This is a genomic window from Thalassotalea litorea (genome assembly GCF_043642205.1).
In the GTDB taxonomy this organism is placed as follows: domain Bacteria; phylum Pseudomonadota; class Gammaproteobacteria; order Enterobacterales; family Alteromonadaceae; genus Thalassotalea_A; species Thalassotalea_A litorea.
Window position 1 is genome coordinate 5,357 of record NZ_JBHZSG010000044.1, and the last position, 25,053, is coordinate 30,409.

The 25,053-nt window shown below is 44.1% G+C and carries 19 protein-coding genes and 1 tRNA gene; 8 read left to right on the forward strand and 12 right to left on the reverse strand.

The annotated features are described in order from the left end of the window. Window position 1: 1 nt before the first annotated feature. Window positions 2-77: transfer RNA gene (locus tag ACHUFQ_RS14610), tRNA-Val, on the reverse strand. Between the two features lie 515 nt (window positions 78-592). Between ACHUFQ_RS14610 and ACHUFQ_RS14615 the strand changes: the two genes are divergently transcribed. Further along, a complete protein-coding gene (locus ACHUFQ_RS14615; RefSeq protein ID WP_394176584.1) occupies window positions 593-955 on the forward strand; it encodes a DUF3718 domain-containing protein in 363 nt (120 codons plus the stop codon). Window positions 956-1,221: 266 nt separating this feature from the next. Then, the gene (locus ACHUFQ_RS14620) at window positions 1,222-1,716 is read left to right on the forward strand and encodes an RNA-binding S4 domain-containing protein (protein WP_394176585.1); all 495 of its coding nucleotides are present in this window, start codon (window positions 1,222-1,224) and stop codon (window positions 1,714-1,716) included. A 112-nt stretch (window positions 1,717-1,828) separates the two neighbouring features. Here the strand turns inward: ACHUFQ_RS14620 and ACHUFQ_RS14625 are convergent, their stop codons facing one another. Beyond that, complete coding sequence (locus ACHUFQ_RS14625; RefSeq protein ID WP_394176586.1) at window positions 1,829-2,311, reverse strand: GNAT family N-acetyltransferase; 483 nt, start codon at window positions 2,309-2,311, stop codon at window positions 1,829-1,831. A 21-nt stretch (window positions 2,312-2,332) separates the two neighbouring features. After that, window positions 2,333-3,481 (reverse strand): acyl-CoA dehydrogenase family protein, encoded by a 1,149-nt coding sequence (locus ACHUFQ_RS14630; RefSeq protein WP_394176587.1) that lies wholly within the window; start codon window positions 3,479-3,481, stop codon window positions 2,333-2,335. Window positions 3,482-4,208: 727 nt separating this feature from the next. Here ACHUFQ_RS14630 and ACHUFQ_RS14635 point away from each other — a divergent pair. Next, window positions 4,209-4,949: a CoA transferase subunit A gene (locus ACHUFQ_RS14635; RefSeq protein ID WP_394176588.1), complete on the forward strand. Its 741-nt coding sequence runs from the start codon at window positions 4,209-4,211 to the stop codon at window positions 4,947-4,949. A gap of 2 nt (window positions 4,950-4,951) precedes the next feature. Then, window positions 4,952-5,608 (forward strand): 3-oxoacid CoA-transferase subunit B, encoded by a 657-nt coding sequence (locus ACHUFQ_RS14640; protein WP_394176589.1) that lies wholly within the window; start codon window positions 4,952-4,954, stop codon window positions 5,606-5,608. 66 nt (window positions 5,609-5,674) lie between these two features. Here ACHUFQ_RS14640 and ACHUFQ_RS14645 read toward each other — a convergent pair whose 3' ends face one another. The 4 genes from ACHUFQ_RS14645 to miaE form a co-directional block, all read right to left on the reverse strand. Further along, window positions 5,675-6,667, reverse strand: a complete 993-nt coding sequence (locus tag ACHUFQ_RS14645) for a glutathione S-transferase family protein (protein ID WP_394176590.1) — start codon at window positions 6,665-6,667, stop codon at window positions 5,675-5,677. A 208-nt stretch (window positions 6,668-6,875) separates the two neighbouring features. Then, the gene (locus ACHUFQ_RS14650; protein WP_394176591.1) at window positions 6,876-7,883 is read right to left on the reverse strand and encodes a glucosaminidase domain-containing protein; all 1,008 of its coding nucleotides are present in this window, start codon (window positions 7,881-7,883) and stop codon (window positions 6,876-6,878) included. Between the two features lie 872 nt (window positions 7,884-8,755). Next, complete coding sequence (locus tag ACHUFQ_RS14655) at window positions 8,756-9,985, reverse strand: hypothetical protein (RefSeq protein WP_394176592.1); 1,230 nt, start codon at window positions 9,983-9,985, stop codon at window positions 8,756-8,758. A 128-nt stretch (window positions 9,986-10,113) separates the two neighbouring features. Further along, window positions 10,114-10,686: a tRNA-(ms[2]io[6]A)-hydroxylase gene (gene miaE, locus ACHUFQ_RS14660; protein ID WP_394176593.1), complete on the reverse strand. Its 573-nt coding sequence runs from the start codon at window positions 10,684-10,686 to the stop codon at window positions 10,114-10,116. Between the two features lie 223 nt (window positions 10,687-10,909). Between miaE and ACHUFQ_RS14665 the strand changes: the two genes are divergently transcribed. The 3 genes from ACHUFQ_RS14665 (at window position 10,910) to ACHUFQ_RS14675 (ending at window position 15,938) form a co-directional block, all read left to right on the forward strand. Beyond that, window positions 10,910-11,635, forward strand: a complete 726-nt coding sequence (locus tag ACHUFQ_RS14665) for an SIR2 family NAD-dependent protein deacylase (RefSeq protein WP_394176594.1) — start codon at window positions 10,910-10,912, stop codon at window positions 11,633-11,635. Window positions 11,636-11,940: 305 nt separating this feature from the next. Beyond that, entirely contained in the window at window positions 11,941-13,665 is a 1,725-nt protein-coding gene (locus ACHUFQ_RS14670) for an FG-GAP repeat domain-containing protein (RefSeq protein WP_394176595.1), read from the forward strand. Between the two features lie 170 nt (window positions 13,666-13,835). Continuing rightward, window positions 13,836-15,938 (forward strand): M13 family metallopeptidase, encoded by a 2,103-nt coding sequence (locus ACHUFQ_RS14675; protein ID WP_394176596.1) that lies wholly within the window; start codon window positions 13,836-13,838, stop codon window positions 15,936-15,938. 78 nt (window positions 15,939-16,016) lie between these two features. Here ACHUFQ_RS14675 and ACHUFQ_RS14680 read toward each other — a convergent pair whose 3' ends face one another. After that, entirely contained in the window at window positions 16,017-17,954 is a 1,938-nt protein-coding gene (locus tag ACHUFQ_RS14680; RefSeq protein WP_394176597.1) for a S9 family peptidase, read from the reverse strand. Window positions 17,955-18,245: 291 nt separating this feature from the next. Between ACHUFQ_RS14680 and ACHUFQ_RS14685 the strand changes: the two genes are divergently transcribed. Next, window positions 18,246-18,515 (forward strand): CBU_0592 family membrane protein, encoded by a 270-nt coding sequence (locus tag ACHUFQ_RS14685; RefSeq protein WP_394176598.1) that lies wholly within the window; start codon window positions 18,246-18,248, stop codon window positions 18,513-18,515. A 210-nt stretch (window positions 18,516-18,725) separates the two neighbouring features. Here ACHUFQ_RS14685 and ACHUFQ_RS14690 read toward each other — a convergent pair whose 3' ends face one another. The 4 genes from ACHUFQ_RS14690 to ACHUFQ_RS14705 are packed head-to-tail and all read right to left on the reverse strand — an operon-like array spanning window position 18,726 to window position 24,683. After that, window positions 18,726-19,079 (reverse strand): hypothetical protein, encoded by a 354-nt coding sequence (locus ACHUFQ_RS14690; protein WP_394176599.1) that lies wholly within the window; start codon window positions 19,077-19,079, stop codon window positions 18,726-18,728. A 32-nt stretch (window positions 19,080-19,111) separates the two neighbouring features. Beyond that, window positions 19,112-20,332, reverse strand: a complete 1,221-nt coding sequence (locus ACHUFQ_RS14695; RefSeq protein WP_394176600.1) for a phosphoenolpyruvate carboxylase — start codon at window positions 20,330-20,332, stop codon at window positions 19,112-19,114. Further along, complete coding sequence (locus ACHUFQ_RS14700) at window positions 20,329-20,964, reverse strand: hypothetical protein (protein WP_394176601.1); 636 nt, start codon at window positions 20,962-20,964, stop codon at window positions 20,329-20,331. The genes ACHUFQ_RS14695 and ACHUFQ_RS14700 overlap by 4 nt, the downstream gene beginning before the upstream one ends. Next, window positions 20,961-24,683, reverse strand: a complete 3,723-nt coding sequence (locus ACHUFQ_RS14705; RefSeq protein ID WP_394176602.1) for an ATP-binding protein — start codon at window positions 24,681-24,683, stop codon at window positions 20,961-20,963. The genes ACHUFQ_RS14700 and ACHUFQ_RS14705 overlap by 4 nt, the downstream gene beginning before the upstream one ends. Window positions 24,684-25,053 lie beyond the last annotated feature (370 nt).

A 25,053-nucleotide genomic window follows, 5' to 3' on the forward strand; every position in this document is an offset into this window, starting at 1 on the left:
ATGGTGGACGGTACTGGGCTCGAACCAGTGACCCCCGCCTTGTAAGGGCGGTGCTCTCCCAACTGAGCTAACCGTCCGTCTGTGTGGTTGCGTATTATAGGGATCGGCAAAAACCTGTCAACACAAAGTTTAAATAAATTAAGAAAAATCGTTTGTTTGCCGATTTTTAAAGCAATTAAACAATTCCCTAATCTAATCCTCGATTTTGCATTGAGATAATCCGACTTACATGCCCCTTTAAACAACCTTTTAAACAAGCATATTCATCAAAGCTGGGTGATTCCATCGTCAATCGTTTAAACAATTCCCGCCCATTAACACGAAAAAAGTCGTAATAAAGTGTGGGCGAATGTAAAAGAGTATTTGTAGCCAGACCCGTTCCTCCCCATAACAACTGCTCAAAAAACCAACAGCCACAAAGAGTTGCTCTGAATTTTGATTTAGAGCATGAGATATTTCACTGAAATAACTTGTTACATCCCGTCAAATCTCATTAGCAACTAATTCACGTACTTGTGCCATCTATATAGGTGTTAGTCATTAAAAAATTCTTTACAACGTGTTGTGTGTAAAGCAACTAAGGAAGAGAACCATGAAAACTTTAAATGTAATCGCAACAACTGGTCTTATCGCTGCACTTACCGCATTTAGTGTGAATGCACAGGGTGCCTACAGCAACTATATGGAAACTGCGCTTGTAGATACCTGTAAAGCCGCAATATCCGATAGCACGTTAAAACTGCGTAAAACGTTAGATGAATATAACCTAAAAGCGAAAACGGTCGCGTTAGGTCTTGTATGTAATGGCGAAGACGTGATCACCTTTGCTACGAATCGTGGCGCCAACAACACCGCCGACTATATGAACGAAAAACTTGATGGCGCGAGCATTACTGATTTAGCTGCAAATGAGCAAGTGACTTATGAAGTAACGTTTGACGACGCTCCAGAGTAATCCCATTACTCATCTTAGTTCAGCACAGCATGGAATTTATTATCGTTTATCAGCAATAATCGATAATAACTACGCCCCCTTTCTCCCAGGGGGGCGGCCTTTCATGCCACGATGTGGTGAACGACCGAATAGCAGCGCCCTAAAGTCAGGCATAATAGCCGTGGACCGTTTGCGTGACAGAACATGGCTGTAACAGATAGTATCGGTTGGTTAGGAGCCTGTGGTAAACTTGGATCAGTTAAACCCTGTTAACACTGGAATCCATTGTGTCCGAACCCGAATTTATTGAGCTTGATGAAAGCGATATCAACACCATTGATGTCTACGTTGAACCGCTTGAGCTATACAAATTGCTCAAAATTGCTAATTTAGTAGGCGGCGGTGGCGAAGCCAAAATGTTAATAGCTGACGGCTATGTTGGTGTAAACGGGGAATTGTGTCAGCAAAAACGCAGAAAAATCTACCAAGGCGATCTGGTCGAATTTAACGGCGAATTCATGCAAATTCGCTTAGTTGACGCACCTGCTTTATCCGCGCAACAAACAGCGTCAAACGATGCAAAAGCTGCGACGGCTGAGCCGGTGACAAACCCCGACAGTCACGCGACAGTCTCGGCTAAACCCAAAGGCAGAACTAAGACCAAGACCAAGACCAACACTAAGACTAAGAATGGCGGGACTGGAAAACCAACGGCGAAGAAAAAATCCGAGACAAACACTGAAAAACGTTCACCCACAGGGAGACGTTCCATTTCCTTTTAAGTGCTTCCCTGATTGAAATCGTCGTAAAAGTGGTTCAATACACGTACATCGAACCACCCGCAACAAAAAACCGCTACCGATGGCACAAGATTAATCCGAAAAAACCTTTTGCTTAAAGCGCTTTTTCCCAAAATTCAGCATTGCCTAATTGTGGATCTAGCTCGTAGCCAGAAAAACCAAAGTTAATATAGCTTTGCTTGGCCACTTGATTTCCCTGCAACACTTCTAAGGTTAATTTACAGCATCCCTTTTGGATGGCGATTTGCTCAACCTGTTGCAACAACTTATGGCTTAGTTTTTGCCCCCTAAACTCAGGCAAAACCCCCATATCATGAATATTTAGCAAAGGTTTGGCTTTAAATGTCGAAAAGCCGAACACGCAGTTACAGATTGCTGCGGGCTTACCATCCACATATGCTAATAAGGTTAATACCGAGGGTTGCTCGGCAAGCTTTGCACACAAGTTGTCTTTTACATAATCCGTTAAAGGTTCATTACCGCCCATAGGATCTTGTGCATAAGCATTCAACAACATGATTAAATCTTCTGCATGCTTAGGGTTTTTATAATCTGCAACAATAATGTTAACCGTCATGTGTAGTCCTTTCTTTGTGTATTAGCGTAAAATATCTCGGGCAATAACAATGCGTTGAATTTCGCTGGTGCCTTCGTAAATCGAAGTGATCCGCACATCACGAGCGAACCTTTCCAGTGGATACTCTTTGATATAGCCGGCGCCACCTAGCAACTGCAGCGCATCATAACAGGCTTTGTTCGCTTTTTCGCTGGCAAACAGTTTTGCCATCGACGCTTGGGTCGCAAAACTCTGCCCTTGCTCCTTCAGGCTTGCCGCCTGCATCAACAACATTCGCGCCGCCTCCATATCGGTATATCGATCCGCCAGCATCCATTGCAAACCCTGAAATTTCGCCAGAGGTTGATCAAACTGTTGACGTTCCTGAATAAACGTTTTCGCATAGTCAAGGGCAGCAAGCCCCACGCCTAATGCTAAAGATCCGATACCAATGCGACCTCCAGCCAGTTCAGATACGGCAATAGCAAAACCTTTGTTTTCTAAGCCAAGCATATTGGCAGCCGGAACCCGACAATTTTCAAAATGAACTTCGTTTGTCGGCGAGGCTTTTTGTCCCATTTTATCTTCGGATTTACTGACGTTTACCCCGGGAGTATTTGCATCGACCAGAAAACAGGAAATCCCTTTGCCTTTCGCCGCTTCTGGATTTGTGACCGCCCAAACCACAAACACGCCGGCAATAGAACCACTAGTGATATAAATTTTGCTTCCATTAAGCACGTAGTCTTCACCGTCTTTTAGCGCTGTGGTTTTCATCCCAGCAGGATCCGAACCGGCGGAAGATTCCGTTAAACAAAACCCTCCGGCAAGGAACTCTCCGGAGCATATCTTTGGCAGATAGGTTTGCTTTTGTTGCTCATTGCCAACGGCTTGGATCACATCGGCCACCATATTGGTAACGGATGTTGTCACGGCAGTCGCTGCGCAGGCTTTTGCAAGCTCGGTGATAGCTAATGAAAATGCCACAGTTCCGGCTTCAACGCCGCCATACTCTGCCTTGATATTTAACCCCATAAACCCTAGTTCCGCCAATTTAGCCAAATTGGCGTTAAATAATTCAGCATCTGGGTTCGCATCCAGCTGCGCCGCAACCGGTGCCAGCTCCGACTCGGCAAATTTCTTCGCCATATCCTGGATCATTTGTTGTTCTTCACTAAGGAAAATCTTCATTAGACACTACCTTTTATTTAGCTGCCGGACGATTTTTACTGGCAAAACTTTACACCTGATTAATCTTAGACTCCATTCAGCCAGGCTTATGGGCTGGTGTGTAGTGTATTTAAAACTGAACAAACGATGTGCTGACGCGGAGAAGCTAATGCGCGAGCTTTGCGCATCAGCAGGGTTTTGGCCATGGAAGGCCTATATGCCGAAAATGCACAAGGACATGGACGTGCGCAGGTAGAATAACGCAGGAGCAGTTATCGAGGAGCAATTTTCGGTGACAAACGATGCAAACAGCACATCGTAGGCTGACAATCGCCGCAAACATCGCGGCGCTAAGCTGACAATAGATGCGAAAAGCGCATCTTTAAGGTGACAGACATCGCCGCACCGATGTCAGGAAAAAGCAAAGCTAATATTCAGGATGTCGCGCCCCTTCCACCGAAAATAAGCTCTCGGCAATTGCTCCATGCATTGCTCTAATAAGATACATCCCTGTATCGACATGCATTTTCGGCATACCGTTCATCCATGAACATAACCTCCTTTCCTTGTAAACAAAATTTTCCGCGAAATCATGCAATGGTTATCCACTTAATAGGGATTTGATTGAGTTAACTGAGCCTTTGTTCCATTATCGACCCCAATAATAAAGTTCGTGGGCAACAGTGATTTATTCTGATGTCAGTAACACTATGCAATCACCCCAAAAAACGGGGAAACAGGAGTTTTTATGGCAGGCTTTAACAAGGTCGTAAATTCTTATCAGGAAGCTTTGGCTGGCCTGGAAGATAATATGACGTTAATTGTCGGTGGCTTTGGCTTGTGCGGCAATCCGGAAAATCTTATCAAAGAAATCAAACGCCTTGGCACACGCGGGTTAACCGTCGTATCAAATAATTGTGGTACTACCGAACATGGTTTAGGTGTGTTGTTGTTCGATAAGCAAATCAAAAAAATGGTTGCGTCTTACGTAGGCGAGAACGATAACTTTGAACAGCAAATGATGAGTGGCGAGTTAGAAGTTGAATTGACCCCACAGGGTACGTTAGCTGAAAAAATGCGCGCGGGCGGCGCTGGTATTCCAGCATTTTATACTGCCACAGGTTATGGTACGCCGGTTGCTGACGGCAAGGAAGTACGAGAGTTTAATGGCAAGAAATATATTCTCGAAGAATCCGTCACCGGCGATTTTGCCTTGGTTAAAGCATACAAAGCCGATACTTACGGTAACCTGGTATTCCGTAAAACCGCCCGCAATTTTAACCCACTGGCGGCAACCGCAGGCAAAATAACCGTGGTTGAGGTGGAAGAAATTGTTGCGCCGGGTGAACTGGATCCCGATGAAATACATTTAAGCGGTATCTACGTTGATCGGCTGATCCAAGGTGAGTTTGAAAAGATCATCGAACAGCGAACCGTAACCGAATCTACTACATCTTCTATATCAACAACGAGCAAGCAAGGAGCTTAGTGATGGCTTTAACAAGAGAACAAATCGCCCAGCGCGTTGCTCAGGAGTTACAGGACGGCTACTACGTGAACCTGGGTATCGGTATCCCGACACTTGTGGCCAATTATGTGCCCGATGGCATTGAGGTGATGCTGCAATCGGAAAATGGTTTATTAGGTATGGGACCCTTTCCAACCGAAGAGGAAGTGGATGCTGATTTAATTAATGCCGGTAAGCAAACCGTTACCATGGTCGCTGGCGCATCGCTATTTGATAGTGCGGAATCGTTTGCCATGATCCGCGGTGGTCATGTGGATTTGACGGTATTGGGCGCGTTTGAAGTTGATGTTAACGGGAATATCGCCTCGTATATGATCCCAGGAAAATTGATCAAGGGGATGGGGGGAGCGATGGACTTAGTGGCAGGCGCTGACAATATTATCGTCACCATGACGCACGCTTCGAAACACGGTGTTTCTAAGCTTCTTAAACAATGTTCGTTACCTTTGACGGGTAAAGGGTGTATCAAAAAAGTATTGACCGACTTAGCATTCATTGAAATTAAAGACGGTAAATTTCACCTACTGGAACGGGCTCCTGGTGTTAGTGTCGATGAGATCGTAAAGCTTACCGAAGGCGAGTTAGTGGTCAATGGGAATGTGCCTGAAATGACGTTTTAGTCACGTTCTTGAAAAATAAAAAACGGCTTGTGAATTAAGCCGTTTTTCGTCTAGATAAAACCTTAGTTACCCTCGACAATGGGGTTGAGTGAAATCCACAATCGGGCCTTGAGGTACAACGCCTGTCGGGTTTATCATATCGTGACTCTGATAGTAATGTCTTTTAATATGCGTCATATTTACCGTGGACGCCACTCCCGGCACTTGATACAACTCACGCAGATAACCACTTAAGTTTGGATAATTGTCGAGGCGTCGTAAATTACATTTAAAGTGACCCACATAAACCGCGTCGAAACGAACTAACGTAGTGAACAGCCGCCAATCGGCTTCGGTGATAGAATCACCTACTAGGTAACGTTGTTTTCCTAGCCGTTGTTCCAGGCTATCCAATGCCACAAATAATTCCTGTACCGCTTCATCATAAGCTTGCTGAGTGGTCGCAAATCCCGCTCGGTATACGCCATTATTGATATTGCGATAAACGAAATCATTGATGGTATCAATCTCCTCTTGCAATGACTCGGGATAAAAATCCCAGGGCCTGGCGCCAAGGTGATCAAACGCGACATTAAGCATACGGATAATTTCAGACGATTCATTCGATACAATGATTTTAGTCTTTTTATCCCATAACACCGGCACCGTAACTCTACCGGTATATTGAGGGTCGGCCATGGTATATACCTGATGCAAAAATTCCTGGTGATTTATTTCATCCTCAACGTTAATCCAATCCGGATGATCGGAATGTTCTATCGGGGTAAAGGTCCAGCCATTTTCTTGCATTAGATAATGCACCACGGAAACGGAAATCATTCCTTCCAGTGCTTTTAATTTGCGAAATATCAGGGTTCTATGTGCCCAAGGGCAAGCCAGAGAAACATACAGGTGATAACGGTTTGGCTCCGCTTTAAATCCTTTTTGGCCATTGGGTCCGGGGCTGCCATCGGCGGTTAACCAGTGACGAAACGAAGACGCTTTGCGTTCAAATTTCCCGCCGCTTGCTTTGGTATCGTACCATTGTTCCTGCCACTGGCCTTCGACTAATAACCCCATAATATTCTTCCTAAAAATCTGTAAATGTTAACTGGATTTGATTACGCCTAATTTGAAAAAATTTGATCTCATTACACGTGAGGCGCTCAACGATTCGCTGTTATTAGCAACCGTTAAGCATCACTTTACAGGAATTGAACCGAACAAAAATTAGAAATATTCGACCGCATTAATCGAATCAGTAGAATCTTACAGTCATAGCCTCACATTAGCGCCCGACTTGAGCAATCGCGAACGCCACGGGCATATTGGCAAGATAAGCCTGATCGAAATATTGCAGTTCATTATAGGTAATCAAACCACGAATACTGCGGGTATATGCCTCACCACGTTCGGAATAAAGGGTCAGGTTATCAACTAAATCAAGACCGGTAATGGTTTCGCCAGAATCGCGCAGGCTTTGGCGTTGCGCTCTGAACTCCTGATAAGCCGATACCGTATTAAGATTCAGCATATATGCCTGAACAGATTCCAAAGGTGAGTCAAATCGCGCCAGGCCATAATTCCCTAATTCTTTTCGCTGTTGTTTGGGCACCATACCATTACCAGAATAATCCCACTGGCCAAAGTATGCGTGCCCTTCCAGGGTAAATCGCGATGTCGCCCAACCACTTTCCTCGGCAGCCTGTGCCAGTGCCAATGAAGGGGGAATGATATCAACACGGGCTAATAACCGCTGTTTTTGTGATTCGGTAATGCTCGTACGGTTATCTGCAATCACTTGATATTTTAATGCCAGACGGACAAGTTTGGGATCCGTCAAACTCGCATTCATGATAAAATTTCGCTCTTGCAATATCGCTTCATTCGACATCAAAATTAACGGCATAATTAATTTATAAAAAAGCGATTTCTTGACATTTACCGGCAATTTTCGAGTATCCGTCACCCAGGTAGGCGCCAGTTTAGAAAACGTAATTCGCGGTACTGCCTGATTATTGTGGTGCCAGTTTACCGGGTGGTAATCAAGCAGTTCATACAGGGCGAATAAATCGTCAATGGTTGCGGTTTCAATGACAACAGAATTTGGCCCCAACGTATGCTCGGCGACAATGTCAGCGCGTTGTTGCAACGGCGTAAGCTGCGTGCTGGCCGCAGCATTTAAAGAAAAAACAAGCGCCAACAACATCGTGAAAGTGACAAAAAACAGTACCGGACTTTTCAGGACGAAAAGCGGTGTACGCAGTAGGGAAAATAAATAGCGTGATCCTTGCATGTTGTTATTATCTCAATTAAAAAACTTGGGTTTTTTATTGAGTATAGACGCTATTTTAAAAATTACGTTTTGCCTTTGTATTTGATTAAATGCAACAAATGTTCAATTCCATCAACTTGCATCAGTCATGTTTTCCGCCAGATTCAAAGACAATTTACAAAGCTTATTAAATGTTTTGACCACGGCTTATTCAAATTGGAAATATCTGTATCCCTGGCGGTACAATTGACATGCCATGAGCAAATCCCCTTCAAATTCCAAACGCCTGGCCCGTTTAAACAATTCTTCCATAAATAGCATGTTGCCCGCCTTGGCTTGCTGGATCACCTGAGTATCATCGAACTGAGCGAGCCATTGACGATGATGTTGTTGAGGTATATATGAACGACAGGATGCCACTTATACCAATCACATTAAGTTTGTGCACAACTCAGAGTTAGGGCAGAGGTTCAGTTACCACATAGATTTTATTGATATAGTCATTCTATATTAATGAAATATAGGGCCGTAAATGGACCTTAAGATAAACTCCCTGCGGGTGAGTTTTAAAGGCATTTATGCTGCGTTACTGATTTTGACAATGGAATAACCATTTTCTGCAATCAAAGCCTTGCCTAAAAGCCTTTAAATTCTCACTGAGTGAGCAATAATTTAATGTGATTAGTATTAAATCCTCCTCCTCTTGCGCATGTATTGCTCTTAGACGATAGCGAATGTTGATATTGAGATCCTGACATTACCATGAGCAAATATGATCAATTACGCCCCCTACACAACAAGGGTGGAAATATAAGGGCTTAGGGTTCAGGTTGCAGGAGACTGTTCTGACAGGCTGCAGGTTTTCCATCTGCTGATATTCACTAGAGCAGCGACTATCGATTGCTAGCAAAATAAGGATTGTCCAGCGCCTGTTGTAAGGGGATATCTGTCAGGCCATTGTCGCGCAAGGCATGAATAAATTTTAAGGTTTTGAATGCGTCAAACCAAACGATTAGTTGTCGAGCAGTTTGCGCGTCAGACGAGCGTTGTTTTTGAAGTATATTAACAAACTTAGTAAAACCTATGTCGGTCAATGATTGCTTACTTAATACCGACAGTTTTTCAATGCCAGACAATAATTGTTGCAGATTTCCTGCGCTGGTTTTGAATAAATCTAACACCTGCTTTAACTCAATAAAAACTTGAGGCTGATAGTAGCAATAATCCCTACTAGCCTGCTGTAAATCGATGATTTTCTGCACCGCAGGGCCGGTGCCAAACGGCACTCTATCTGATACTCGGGCATCGATTTTTATTTGTACATCTTGTACATTTTTTATCTCGCCAAGTTTGGCGATTTTATTGAGCAGGTAAAAATCTTCGCCGGCTGCGCGTTTTGGAAAACCTCGCGCTTTTACGTATGCATTAGCACTGATCGCTAAAATACTGCCGATGGTGAAATATCCATAACGACTACCCGCATAGTTCAAACCGCCAACATAATAGCGCATAGATTGTTCATAAAGGTCGGTTGCGATCCCTGTTTTATCATTGGCTTTGGTGTCGGTTCGCTGATGATAAAAATCAAACACTAACGCACTGATGTTTTGACTGTCTGTTGGTAATGACGAAAAGTAATTTGCAGGCAAATGCGCATCGGCGTCGGTTGAACATATCCATGGCGATTGAATACCATGATGAGCGATTAAATAACAGGCAAGGTCGGCGGCAATTTTGCGTGCCAATCCAACCCCCTGTTTATATGGAATTGGCTGGATAAAGCGTTCAACCACCAACACATAACCGGCATTAACCAATTTTAACAAAGACAAATTATCGCATTGCCAAATCAGCTCTGCGGATGCATGCAGTTGCGCAAAAAGCCTTTGCTGGGGTTCCGTGTTGTTATCGGTATCAGGCTGATTAATAACAACAATCAATAGTTGCCCTGCATTACCTGTGGTAAGTCGATCAAAGCGATGGCAAAACTGCGCAGATTCTTTATACGCGGGTAAAATAACAACGTGTTCAAAAACAAGGGCTTGTGGAAACGAACTGAGAGATTGCGTTTCCGGCTCGGCAAAGTTCGCCAGATATTTGGTAAATGTTTTTTCGACAACCAAATGATTTCTCCTTGCCTGTGCTAACGCTGATGCTTTATTTGTGCCAGTGCGTTAAGTATTAGAACGTTAATATTAATGCGTTGAGCCTTTATGTGTTAACGCCCTAATTAACCATACCTGGTATCGGGCTAATGTAGCGCCGCTCTATAGGGCAGCTTGGCACAGATTTTGGCTTCAAAGTCGAGAACTTCTTCCAGACGTTGATAGACCGTTTCTTCATCAAAGTATTCCAGCGCCAGTTCCACAAACAGGTTTTTATGTTTTTCTTCCGATTTGGCAATGGCCACATAAAACTCTTTTTCCTTGCCTGCGGGTAGTGCGTCTGCGATTAACGAAAAACGCTCATGCCCCCGAGCTTCAATCACGCCGGCAACCAATAGTCGGTCGAGAAAGAATACGTCAGAGCCACGACGGAACAAGGTGCGAATCTCATTAATGTAAGGGTCTTTCTGATCGTTTCCTAAAGTCACATCACGCTTTTGCAACAACTTTACCACTTGCTTGAAATGGATCATTTCTTCAATGGCGAGATCGGTCATAGCACGAACCAGGTTTTTACGATCCGGATAGTGGGAGAGCATCGACATTGCCATTCCGGACGCTTTTTTCTCAGCTGCGGCATGGTCTTGCAAAAATGCATCAAAATCTTCCAGGGCAACCTGCGCCCACTCTGGTGGTGTCTGGTATTTTAATTCAAACATGGGTTGTTTTATTACCATTAAAACGAGTATCTAAAATTGCGCTTATTCTATAGTTTCTGCCTGGCATGCGCCATAGTCAGTTACATAAAATCAACGCCGTTAGCATTCCCAAGACCATTTTATTTAAGCCTTACTATTGTCCCATTGTCATGGTTGAATTTGCGCATAGCTCAAAATCCCTGTAGCGTGCCATTATTGCGGTAGTTAACCTGGGTATAGACAAATGGATGAAACGTTATACATTACCGGCGCTGGCGTCAGCAGCGAAAGTGGTATTCCGACATTTCGAGGTGAAGATGGCTTTTGGACCATAGGCAGCGTAAATTACACGCCACAAGAGATGGCGACTCGAGCCATGTATCAAACCAATCCCGTGGAATTCCTTACCTGGTATTATCACCGCTTTGCCAGCTACCGCCATCACGGCCCTAACGACGTACACCACTGGCTTGCAGATAAAAACCTGATCACTCAAAATATTGATGGCCTCGATGGCAAAGCCGGAAATCAGAACTATATCGCCATTCATGGACGATTGGATCAAATGACCTTGTTTCATGAACAAGGCCCTGTCGTCGACACATATATGACACCCTGGGAAGACGTCGACCCCAACAACATTCAAGAGTCACTGTTAAACATTTTTAATATCGATCCCAGTTCAAAACTTCCACAGTTGGATCATTCTTTTAAACCCTTTGTATTACTGTTTGATGAGTTTTATACCGATTTATATCGTATTGGTGAAGCACAGCAACGCATGCAGGATGCCAAGCGAATGGTGTTTATGGGAACCTCTTTTAGTGTCAACATTACCCAAATGGCATTAAGAGCTGCGATTAATAATCGAATCCCCATCGACATTGTCGATCCAAGTCCGGTAGAAATTCCTTACCAGCATGTTTCCTATTTCAAAATGAAGGCTAGCGATTACATAAAACAAAGATAATTACACTTGAATGTCAGCCATTACATTTTGTCGCAATCAATAACAATCGATTGCCAGACAAAACATTTTTGCTGGCAAGTTTTACAGGGTGAAAACAGCTTTTACTAAGTTTGAGAGGTATGATTATCAGCGTTAACTTTTCATAAGTTTTCTCCCTTAAATACTAGATTTTAACCCCGCGCCATGCGGGGTTTGTTTTTTTCTAATAACGGCGTTTCTGTCTATTCCACAAAAATCCTGGTTGCGTAGCAAATCCCAGAGCCTTTGCTATGCTCAATTTAGCCTAAATAAAAAACAACAAGTCTATGAAACTACTCACAAAGCTGATTACTGTCGGTTTTGGCTGTGTCGCCATCACCCTGTTTACTTTTTCCGATCGTCTATATTCCAAAGCTTATCCAATCATGGCTGCGATGAATGTTAACCAATCTGGTAATCTTCGCTTTGAACTGGCAGATGATGCTGAAAACCAAACCCAATCGATTATCCAGAAATGGCATGACAGTGAGAAAAAGCGTCAAGGAGGCGAGTTTCAATCCCATGGTTGGTGGCCCTGGGGCGTTAACGGCTTTGATTATGACAATGATGGTGACATCGATCTTTACTTGTCACACCATGGTAAGCCTGGCGGCAAAATTTTGGTCAATCAGTTGCAGGAAAGCAATAAGCTGACGTTTATTGATTTAAAACAAATCAACCCCTCGCTACCCTATTTACCCGGTGCCGACGACAAGCCTAAATTTTTCGACTTTGACGGCGATGGCTGGCTCGATATCGCCGGTTTATCGGACGAGAGCAAGCCCGAGTACTTGTTTAACCAACAAGGCGATGGGTTTCTCGGTCGCGGTAAAGGCTTCACCCTAAGACCTTTATCCAAACCGTTGGATATCCTCGATATTAACTTCGATGGTTACCTTGACCTCGATGGTGGCGTTAAAGGTGTGTGGATATATCAACCACAAACTAAGTCATTTAATCGAGACGAGCCAATCACCACAACGGAACCGCCTGGGTTAGAAGAAAAGTACCAAAACCTGACGGAAAAACACAAAGCGATGCGCAAGAAAAATCGTTTTTTCAGAGCCAAATATTTTCAATACTTTCCCACACATCAGCATGGTTTAAGCCCAAACCTTATCGACTTAAATTTTGATGGTCTCGGAGATATTATTATCGCAGGCTCTGCCAGCTATGGCGGAGACAAGATAGGTCATTATCTATTGCAAAACGACAAAGGCCAGTATCTTGGTGCCAACAAAACATTAGGACTGCCTGAAGATGCGGTGCCGATTTATTACGGCGACATTAATAATGATCACCTTGATGACTTATTGGTAATTGGCGACAGTAAAAGTGGATGGTATTTGAACTCCTTAGACGGATTTAAATATCACTCAACCGGCATGGATGCGTTTTTTAAAAAACGTGCACCCTACTTGTTGCGAGCCTATCCAGTCGATTTTGATGGTGATTCCGATCCCGATTTCGTGATGAATAACCCAAGATTAAAAATCACCGAAGTGTATGAAAATCTCGGGGATGGAAACTTCAGTCGAGTATTATTCAGTAAATCCTGGAGTGCAAATCCTGTATATATCGCCGACATCGATAATGATGGCGATAATGACTTGATTCTCGGTGGCAATAATAGCGAAAGCAATACTCGACTGTCGATTTTTATCAATGAAAGTAAAATGGCCGGCAATCAGGTCACTGTATACCCCAGATATAAAATCCCTAATATTTATGCAGCAGGCTCCCTGATTAAGCTTTATATCACAGATAAAGAAGAGAATAAGAAACGTACTCTGCTGGCAAAATCCCGCTGGAACGGAGAACCTGTGACATTTCATATCGGCAATGCCGAGCAGGTGAATGTTGAAATCAGTTATCCTGATAATAAAAAAACCCGATTTGAAGGCTTAGCTGCGAATAAAACCTATACCTTACATTACAACGGGCAAGTGGAAGGTGGGTATCAAGCCGCCACCTTTAAATCTGGTGCAAAATCTCAGCAAGCGCGTCCATAATGTCAAACTAAATGGTACAGATGTAAACCTACTGCTACTGCCCAAGCCCCGCCCCTACCGATTTATTCGCCTATTTTAATGGCTTGACTGTACACGATTGTCGTTGAAAGATATCCTACCATTGACAGAATTATCGGCGGGTAAAACTCGCGTAAAAATGAGAACGAACAATGAAAATAAAACTGATCGCATCAGCTTTGGCTACAGTATTTGTAGCCGGGTGTGGACAACCTGAGCCACAACAACAAACACAACCACAAGCACAAGCACAAGCACAAACCCAGCAATCTCCACTGGAGAATGCGCAACAAGATCAGCCAGAGCTAGGTAGCTTTGGTGTTGATTTGAGTGCTCGCAACGAAAGCGTGAAACCAGGTGATGATTTCTTTATGTATGCCAGCGGCACCTGGTACGACAATTTTGAAATGCCAGCAGATAAGACCCGTTACGGCGCATTCTCTCTGTTAGCGGAGCGCAGTGACGACCAGGTAAAAGCCATTATCGATGATATCGCTGCTCGCGAAGACCTGAATGCTGAAGAACAGTTAATTGCCGATTTCTACAACTCGTTTATGGATGTAGAAACCCTTAATGCGCTGGGTATAAAGCCTATCGAGCCTCTGCTGAATGATATCTCTGCTATTGAGAATACCGACCAACTTACCAAGGTGTTTGGTAAGTCCTGGCTAAATGGCGTAAGCGCTCCTATCGGTGGTGGTATGTGGTTTAACCGCCTTGATCCAAACGAGTATCAAATTTCGGTTGGCGCCAGTGGTTTGGGTCTTCCGGATCGTTCTTACTATCTGGAAGAATCTGAGCGTTTTGAAAAAACTCGCCAGGCTTATGTTGCGCACATTGCCGAGATGCTTAAATTTGCCGGTAAGGATAAACCGGTAGAACGCGCTGAGGCTATTGTTGCGCTTGAAACGAAAATTGCCGAAGGTCACTGGCCTCGGGAAAAGCGTCGTAACCGCGACTTAACCTTAAACCAAATCGAACGTTCGGAATTAGCCAAAGAGTATCCTGGCTTTAACTGGGATGTTTTCTTTGCAGAAACGGGTTATCAGGTACCACACCTAAACGTAAGCCAACCTGAGCCAATCAAGGCGATGATTGAGCTGATTAACAATGAAGATTTGGCCGTATGGAAAGATTATCTGACTTACCACGCAATTAGCGGCAATGCCTCGCTTTTATCTGAAGACATTTATAACACTAACTTCGCGTTTTATGGCACCCATTTAAGTGGTCAGCAACAGCCTCGTGATCGCTGGAAGCGTGCTATCAGCCAAATGTCTGGTACAACATCCCTTGGCTTTGCGATTGGTAAAGTATACGTAGACCGTCATTTCCCGGAATCTTCCAAAGAGCAGATGTCAGAGCTGGTTGAAAACCTACGCACCGCCCTTGGTCAGCGTATCGATAACCTAGACTGGATGGGAGAGGAAACCAAGGTTAATGCCCGTGCAAAACTCGCCGCCTTCGTTCCTAAAATCGGTTATCCGGATGTATGGCAGTCTTTTGACGGCGTTGAGCTGAGCAATAACGATTTAATGGGTAATGTTACCAATCTGCGTGAATTCTTCCGTGCTGACAGCGCGTCTAAAGAATTACAGAAAACTGACCGCAATCGTTGGGGCATGACGCCACAACGCGTTAATGCCTACTACAATGCGTCTTTCAATGAGATTGTATTCCCTGCTGCAATTCTACAACCACCATTTTTCGATCCCAATGCCGATCCAGCCGTTAACTATGGTGGCATAGGTGCGGTAATCGGTCACGAAATGGGCCATGGTTTTGACGATCAGGGTTCAAAATCCGATGCCAATGGTATCCAGCGTAATTGGTGGACAGAATCTGATCGCGCCGCATTTGATGCCAAAACCGACAAACTGGCGGATCAATATAGTCAGTACGAGCCGATCCCAGGTAACTTTGTCAATGGCCGTAACAGCCTTGGTGAAAACATTGGTGATGTCGGTGGGTTGGCAATGGCATACCACGCTTATAAACTGAGCCTTAATGGTAAAGAAGCACCTGTGATTGATGGTGTTACCGGCGATCAGCGCTTCTTTTTAGCCTGGGCACAGGTATGGAAAGAAAAGCGCACCGAGCAAAGTATGCTCAACCAATTGCGCGCTGGTACTCACGCGCCGGGTCGTTACCGTTCTCTGGCACCAAGAAACCACGATGCCTGGTACGAAGCGTTTAATGTTCAGGAAGGTGACAAACTTTACCTTAAGCCTGAAGAGCGGGTTCGTATCTGGTAAATCCATGCCACTTTAAACCACAGGTTTAGATACAAAAAAGGGTCAGTTTCACACTGACCCTTTTATTTTTTCGGTTAGTTAAAGCGGGTTCGCTGAATTATTCAGATAACGGTCAAGAAATCTAACATACGCGTTGGAGGCAGTTATACGATTCGCTTTCTTTCTAAAACCATGGCCTTCATCTTCAAATAGTACGTATTCAACCGGCACATTATTGGCTTTAATCGCGGCAACCATTTCATCACTTTCTACCTGAAGCACACGAGGATCATTGGCACCCTGTACCACTAATACGGGTTTTTTAATATTATCTGCGTGGAAAAGCGGGGAAATTTTGCGATGACGCTCGGCATCGGTCGCCGGATCGCCCATTTCATCATATAGTGCTTTTTTAAACGCTTCCCACCAAGGTGGAATACTATTTAAGGTGCGCACCCAGTTAGTAACACCAAAGATATTGATACCAACTTCAAACTCATCAGTAAACGCCATACCCGCCATGGTCATATAACCACCATAGCTGCCACCAATAATACCAATACGCGAACTATCTACCCAATCCAGAGTTTGTAGGTACTTCTTACCGTAAACGATATCCTGCAAATCCCCTTCCCCATGATTTTTGTCATCCAAATGGTAAAAGGTTTTCCCATAGCCCGAAGAGCCTCGGTTGTTTACCGCAAAGATGGCATAACCGTTATTGACCAAATGCTGAATTGCCGCACGGTAACCTTTACGTGACTGGCCACCGGGTCCGCCATGCACCCAAACCAAAGCTGGTACTTTGTTGTCGGCACTTGCCTGTAAAGGCTTATATAGTAGGCCTGGGATTTCCAGTCCATCAAAGCTTTTAAAGCGAACGACGTCGCTCATAACTAAATCTTCAGGCGTCATCGCCGGATTCAGGGTATCTGTGAGTTTGACGATTTTGTCGCCACCTAGTGTATAGGTATAAAGGTTCGATGGTGAATTATCGGCATTGATATAAAATACCACTTTAGTGGAATCGTTAGAGAAATTAACGCCAGCCAAATCGCCTGCTGGCAATTCAGGCATTTGCACGCTTTGTTTGGTTTCACTGTTTAAAATAGTCAGCTTGGTCTGCGCATCATCGTTAACACCGATAACCGTGTATTTGCCATCTTTTGAGAAGTATACAAAGCTCACATCCCAGTCCGTTTCGTAGAACAGTTGCGATTCAGCCGATTCAAGATCATAAGCCCAGGCCTGACTATACTCACTGTGTTCATCAGTGCCAAAAATCAGTTTGCCTGAATCAGGCGTAAAACCATAACTAAAGTATTCAATATTGCCTTCATGTGGTGTGATATGAATCGGAGTTGTTTCTTCCGCAGTCAAATCGATCAAATACAAGTCCGAGTCTGCGCCCGAAACCGCTTTAGTCAGGCTTAACCAACGACCATCACGAGATACATCACCAATAGACAGAACTTCGTCATTTTGAAATATCAATTCACGTTGATAATCTTTTGAAGAATAGCGATATACGTCAAACGCTTTGGGATCACGCTCATTACTAATTGCGTAAAAATCACCATTATCGTTCCAACCTAAAAATCCAGCTTTTAAGTTATCACCAGGCGTTAAGTCCTTAACACTGCCATCCATTTCGCGAACGTATAAGTGATTTAACTCATTCCCGCCCTGATCCGCGGTGTAGATAAAACGGTTATCCTCTGGAAACCAGCTGATGCCATAAACCGTATCTTTATCCGATTTCGTTAATTGCTCGGGCTCTGAGCCATCCAGCGGATAGCGATAGGCATTAAATACGCCGGTAGCGTCACTGGAAACCAGTACCGAGCTTCCATCGTGGTTTATGGATGAACCAAAGACGGTGGTCGTTGCAAAAAACTCTTCCGCACTAAAGGTTGTTACTTGCTTGTTTTCACTCAACGTTGCAGGTGCTGTTGGTTCTGTTGTTTCAGGAGCCTTTCCGCACGCGGTTAGCATCAATATTGCCAACGTGCTTAGTACACCAGTTTTAATAGACATATCATTCCCTTTAATTATTGGTATATCGTCAGTTTTTCTACTGTTGAGCCAGAAAAACTCGGTTAAATTTTACTCCATAGCACTAACATAGCGCGAAAACTTGTTAGAAAACAGGGGGCAGGCAGTTGGGGTAATGGGATAGGGTTTTAATCTCACACGAAAATAGGATAGAATTCAGCTCCTGCCAGAAGGAAAGTCACGTTCGTTGATTTGGGCAAGTCTCCAAGGAACCGCGCCAGTTTTATTTCACTAGCCCTATTGGGTTAACTATTTAACGTATAACGGTGACTTATGTCTATTTCGCTCTTTGCCGATATTATCGGTATGCTTGGTACTGCCTCTGTGGTTTTAGCTTTTTTCCTGATCCAGTTAGAAAGGATTAACCCTAAAGGGTTGCAGTACAATTTACTGAATCTGGTTGGCGCCATATTATTGCTGATAAGCCTTTCTATTAATTTCAACCTGGCCAGCTTTGTCATAGAAATATTCTGGATCATGGCGTCATTAGTCGGGATATTTAAATATCATCAGAGACGACGTTTAATTGTGGCTGAACAATAAGCGCTGAGCGGCAAAAAGCTCCTAATAGCTTAATTCTGTTATTCAAGGAATGGCTGGACGGTTCAACTAAGCTGAAATTGAAAAACGAATAGCTTGCAGATGATCAACTTCACAAGATTTGATCTCGCATATCGGGTTTCACCTTGATTTAGTGAGATTAGCCTACTTGAATGGAATCATTGCTGAGATATTCTCTCAGAGTATCTTTTTTCACTTTGCCAACAAATACAAACAGGCTCCAGCATTAGATTTAACATCCAACAAGGTTCCTAAAAGCCCTAAACGGTATACTTTGATCACCTTGATACTACTTTTATCGACCTGACTTCCAAACAAGCCTACGACTAACAAAAGCGATGTAAATGGAATAGGGGCAGAGATAAACAAGTGCCAATATTCCTGATCCAATATCGTGCGTGATGTCCTTCTTCGTTCTTTATGAGTCAGAACAAATAGAGCACCGATTACTGCGGCAGGGATAACTGGGATCAGCCAGACATAACTGAATAACAGCGTTACACCTGATGAACTTCTAACTTTACCGTTTCGCCAATACTTCAGCATACAAACTACTTAAATGCTGGATCTGCGACAATCTATCGTAAGCCTAAACGCACATCTTCAATAACGAAGTTATTGTTAAACATCGGGTGCTGGTGACCTAAGGTGTCCATTTCAAAGAATTCCTGTTCTTCAAAACCAAGGCCTTGATAACCATTAATGACCGCATAAATCCATTCTTCGGCATCAAAGTTTAATGATTGATCCGACAGAAACTGCATTGCCGATACCTGTGAGGCGTTATCAATGACTTCACAGAAATACTGCTCAACGGCCTGATGTAATTCATCATCGATCAAGCTAATCTCTTCAACGTCGCCAATGGCAACATCCTGCCCCTGACGCTTATCATCACTGGCGTCCAATTTACGATTGATGCGTTTTAACCCAGCAACCAATGTCGACAAGTCGGTTTCATGCTCTATGTTATTCACGGAAATTGCTGCCGGTTTAATGATTGCGGCGGCGCGATTAAATAGAGGGTTTACAGCATTTTGCATGCCAGGATCTTTGGGCTGATACTGAGGCTTTTGCCGACAGTGACGAATAAAGCCCTTAAGCAATTGCGAGCTTTGCAGGTATTGTCGAAACTGCCCGAGTAATTCAATCAATCGCGCCTGCGCCGAGCTTAGCTCTTTTGAGGTTTCTGAATGGCAGTTTTGTAAATGAACCACCATCAATCGACGTAATGGCCTTGAGGTTCCCGCTAATTTGGTAAGTTCATCGAATTGCAAAAGCTGCAACTGCTCACGCATTTGGGTTACCTGCTTTTGTGCTAGCTCATTCTCACGAATTTTGGCATTAATGGATGACACATAACCAAACTCATTATGAATACGACGCCATAGGTTTCGCACCCCAGATTTTAAGCTGTCACTTAAGCCATAAACCTGCTCAGTCAAATCTTCCAGATACACTTCCGCCTGCGCATAGCCTTGATCATTCATCGCTTCGTGATAATGGCTGACCACGGTTTTAATGGTTTGCAGTCGTGCCTGAATATTGGTTTCCAGCTGGCGCGAGCTTTCATCCCGTAAGCTATGCTCCAACAGACTGCGAATATGACTTCTCAGTCGCAGTTCTTCGCCAGGTTCTGGGCGCCAGAGGATACCGAGCTTTTGCAGGGATTTAAGCACTTGTTCATTATGGGACTCTTCGCTGATCCGGCCATTTACAAATGCATGCATTACCACATCGGAGTGATTCGCCAGCGCGTTTAATAGCTTTTGTCCGGATTCGAGGATCGGCTGACTCAAAGCAATTCTCCCTGCTCCGTTTCAACCTTGCTTTGCTCAGCTAGCGCGAGCTTTTCGTTTTCATCGATAAAGCGGATCACATCAAACAGATAATCGACTTTACCGGTAGCGATAAAGATTTGCTTATCTTTGTTTGGTTTTAATAAATAGCCCAGATCCAATAACCGTTTAAAAATTTGCTTTAATTGACCGTCGCTACTGATACTGGTGGAGTTGAACAGGCTATAGCGGGCAATTTTCTGTAATTGTTCACTAAACGCCGGCGTGTCTTCAATAACCAATTGCAATTCTTGTAAGCGAATGACTTTGCCTGCGGTCAATAAGGCCTTGTCACCCTGAGCCTCCTGAACCAGCACCAACCATTCGACCAACGGCAATAGTGCGCCACCAATGTCTTTAAATTGCTGTGATAAGTGCTTACGTTCATTGTCGCCTAGAGTTTGATAGCCGCAATAAAACACCTGACCATCGTTAGCGCTGACTAAGGTTCGATTCATCTGGTTTAGCTGCGCTTCAATTTTGTCTGCAGCCTCAGCCTGCTGTAAAAATCCGAATGCGATTTCATCGCTTACGGTACAGATAAACTCGCCTTGCAGGAGTTTTTCCATGACTTGTCCGTGCATACTGATCATGATAATTCCTCCGCTGCTTTGCTTTGACTTACAAATTGTTGTTGCTCGCGCTTTTGCTGTAAGCGGGCTTTTACTGCATTGACTTTTGGTTGCACCACCTGCAATTGTTGCTTTTGCTTATCAATTAAATAGCGGTTAACAAACAATTGCAGGATATCCGATTCCGGATTTGGAAATGCTCCGAGAACACGAATATGACTGTCTTCACAGGCATCAAATATTTTCTTCACATTGTGATGTGCCAGGGTGCCTATTTCATCAATCGGCCAGTGCACAATGGCTTTCGAATGGCCGCGCAATAAACGGGTAAAGGCGAGCAGGAACTTACATAAGATCAAATACGCCATACCGTGACTGGAGGATTCATTTAGCTGACGGTCGGTGCGGATCAACAGCTTCGATTGCCCTTCCGTCAGGTGTAATTCAATATCCAGCAACTGACTGATACCGCCTTGCATTGAGGCTCGACCCAATACATCCAGCACTTCGCGTATGGTGGCAATATAGTCATCATTCGGCAGCTTTTGTGCCTCGTTATCCAACCACTGTTTATGGAGCTTGCTAAAATGCTTAAGCTTGGGCCAGAAATCAAATTCACTGATCTTCGAGCGGATTTGCACCGAAGATTCTGATACGCCATCCAGACTAAGCTCTTGACCAACCTCTTTGGAAATCCGCTTTGACTGCAGTTCAATACGAGAATCAATATCCGCCAGGATATGGTAGTACTGAGTTAGGTCATTACCGAAAATAAGTCCGTTGTTGCGCAGACCATCCAGGCGCTGCGGTACCAGCGTATTTAATAGTTGATCCAAATGGCTAACCATTTGTCGGGCATCGACACTTTCCACGCCCTGAGCATTTTTAACCATGCAATCGCGGCGGGCAATTTCCCAGATCTCGGTTAACCCCGTGCCACTTTTCTGGCCAATGGCATTGTCAAAATACTGAATATACTGTTCCAGACTTTCCGCCAATTGCCGTTGTTTATCCAGCAACTGTTGAGCTTCACTGATGCGGGATGTAACCGTCCCTTGTTCAGTTTTCGGTTCTACGTCAGCTAATACCAGAGCGTTAAGTTTATGCTTCAACGATTGAATAGACGCACTCGCTTCTTTGTTAGTGGTTAGCAGCCCTTCCAGAGTCTGAATTTCAGCTCGCAATGTCTGTTTTTGCTTAACGTATTCAGCGTCCTGCTGATTTAACTGGCGTTCGTATTCTGCCTTGTTGGTTTTCGCCTTACTCGACTGTTCAAGGTATTGGCTTTTCTGCTTAGTAAAGACCAGCTGGTACCAACGTTGATATTGCGCCACGGCATCGCGATGCCTATTCGTAGCTTCAATATCGGACTTCAAAGTTGCCATCGATTGTTTCAATTTGGCAATTTTATCGACGTCTACATCTCTGTTTGCCAGTTCATCCTCGTACCAGCGTTTGCAGTCTTTTTTATCTTTGCGATGCGCGACCTGCAATTGTTCAGAACGCTCGGTAAGGGAATCACGTTGCGCTTCAATATCACCAATGATCTGCTGCCAATGCATTTCATGTTCCATTTTTTCATCGTGACAGTTTTGCTGATATTCTTCTTGCGCATCAGCAAAACTTAACTGCAACTTGTCCAAACTTTTTTGTTGTTGAACAAGCTGACGTTCAACACCTTGCTTGCGTTCTGCCAGCGCTTGTCGCTGTTGTTCTTTCAGGAGTTGTCGCTCTTCTTGAGCTCGTTTACGGCCATCCGCTTTAAACTGACATTGGCTGGTCAATGTGGTGATCGTTTGCTCCGTGTCCTTTACCTGTTCGGTCAGTTTTGCTAACTGCTCTTCAGCGTTTTCCTGCTGGGCTTGGGCATCACTTAACGCCACTTCGGCACTGGCTAATTGCGCTTTCAATTGTTCTTGCGAACGCACAATTTCGGGCGGGTCTATGGCGTCATAATCAATGACGATGCCATTAAAAATCGCTTTTTGAGTGTCTTGCAAATGTTCCGGCAACTCGGCCTTAGCGGGCGCCAAATCAGAACGAGACAGTAATTCAGGGTTAATTACCCGTCCGAGTGTTTGCTCCCAGTCGGGAATTTCTTTGCGTAAAAAAGACAATAACGTATTGTCTCCCGGATACAACCAGGCTTGGACCTGTTCCAGATGCTGGCGACGTTGTTTCACGATTTGTCTGGCATTGTTCAGACTTTCATTGGCGCCGATCTGCTGATATTTCAATTGCTGCAGATTTTGTTGCTGGTGATTGAGCTCATGGCGGGCGTGGTCTTCGCTCAATTGTGCCTCTTCAATGGCACTATCGAGCAAGGCAAGTGCCTGTTGCTCTTCAAAACTCGGTGCCGCCATTGATACCTGTGTTTGTAACGTACCTATGGTCAGTTTACTGTCGTTAATTTGTTCCTGATACTGCGCCTGGGTTTGTTGCCAATTGAGTTGCTGCTTAGATAGTAACCCTTGCAATGCCTGTTGTTCATCAAGCTGCTTTACTCGCAGCTGTTCCGCAAGCTGCTGCTCTTCCGTGTTCAGGGATTTGAATTCCCGACTTTGCTTACTTTCCAGTGCAGCAAGACGCTTATGATACGCCGCTTCAATATCCTGATGCTCTTCTGTTAATAAGCTATGTTGTTCAGTTACCGATTGATAGTCCGATTGCCATTGCGGCAGTAGTTTTAAATTGGCCTGATGGCGTTCAATATCCTGATCCTGCCAGTCATTAAACTCTGATTCTATTTGATCTAAGTGCTGTTCTGCATTGCTAAGCTCTGCTTTAGCCACCGAGATATTCTGGTTAAAGGCATCGCGTTTCTGCTCCCAGTTCCGGGCCTGTTCAGATTGCGCCTGCTTTGCCTCGGCTAACGCATTATCATCATCATTCAATTGTTTTGATAACAGGCTTAAATCACGGGATAGCTGTTGTTTTAACTGCGCTAAACGCTGTTCCGTCTGAACGATATCCAGTTCACAGGATTGCAGTTTTTTATATTGCGGCATCAGGTGCTCAAACTCTTGAATCAAAGCACATTCTTTGATCCATTCTTCCACCTGAGTTTTCGATATCTTCGATGCTGGCGGTTGTACTCCATCCTCTTCCAAAATGGCGGCAATCATTGCCTTGATGGTCTCCATCTTGCCTTCTTTGGAATGGACAGCGCGAATAAGTTTCTCAATATGACGCAAATTAGCGTCGGCTTCACACAAACTAAAGTATCGGGCGGCGGTCAGTAGCTCTTTTTTGCCATTGTTGGTCGCCATCACTGTGCGATCGTTTTGGATCACGCTGCGATATTCCTTGTTATTCAGTGCCTTTGATGTGATGACATTATCTTTGCGCATATTGCGTACAATTTCAGAGATAGGTATCGCTCGATTGCCGGCAATGTCCTGAGCAATGAAATCCGCAATATCAAAGCCTTTATCGATAAATCGAAACACCACTGCATGGTTAGAGGCGGTTAGCACCGCCATACAGGTTTTACCGCTAAGGCGCTGATACTCATAAATAATAAAACTGGATTCACGAGGTAGATACCAGGTTTGGAAGTTATCTCGTGTAGCGGGTACGACCTTAGATGGCGCTTCACCATAAAACACTGGTAATAAGCGTTGTAACGTGGTTTTACCGGAAGCATTGGTACCGCAGATATTTGTGTGGCCATCGACTTTTAATTCGACCATACCAGGTAAATGGGTATCGATCAGAATGATACGTTGTAATCCAGACATGCGAATGTAAGGTCCCTGTTATTAGCTGTCAGTTTTGAGGGAAAACTGCAGTGAAATTATTCCAAAACCAACAGTTTTGATATTAGCGCTAACAGCTAGTGTATCGGTTCATGGGGGCTGATTCAATGCAATTTATCACGGGTTTTGGCAAGCGCATATCGATTGATTAATGCTTAAGCATGCAGGTTTACAAGCGGTTCACAACTTCCCTTAAAGGCTAGCGTTTCATCCTTAATTCAAGCAAGGATTCTCGCATTTTTTGTTCGCCGATTATATTGATTAGCTCAGACGTTTTATACCAATCACATTAAATTATTGCTCACTCAGTGAGAATTTAAAGGCTTTTAGGCAAGGCTTTGATTGCAGAGAA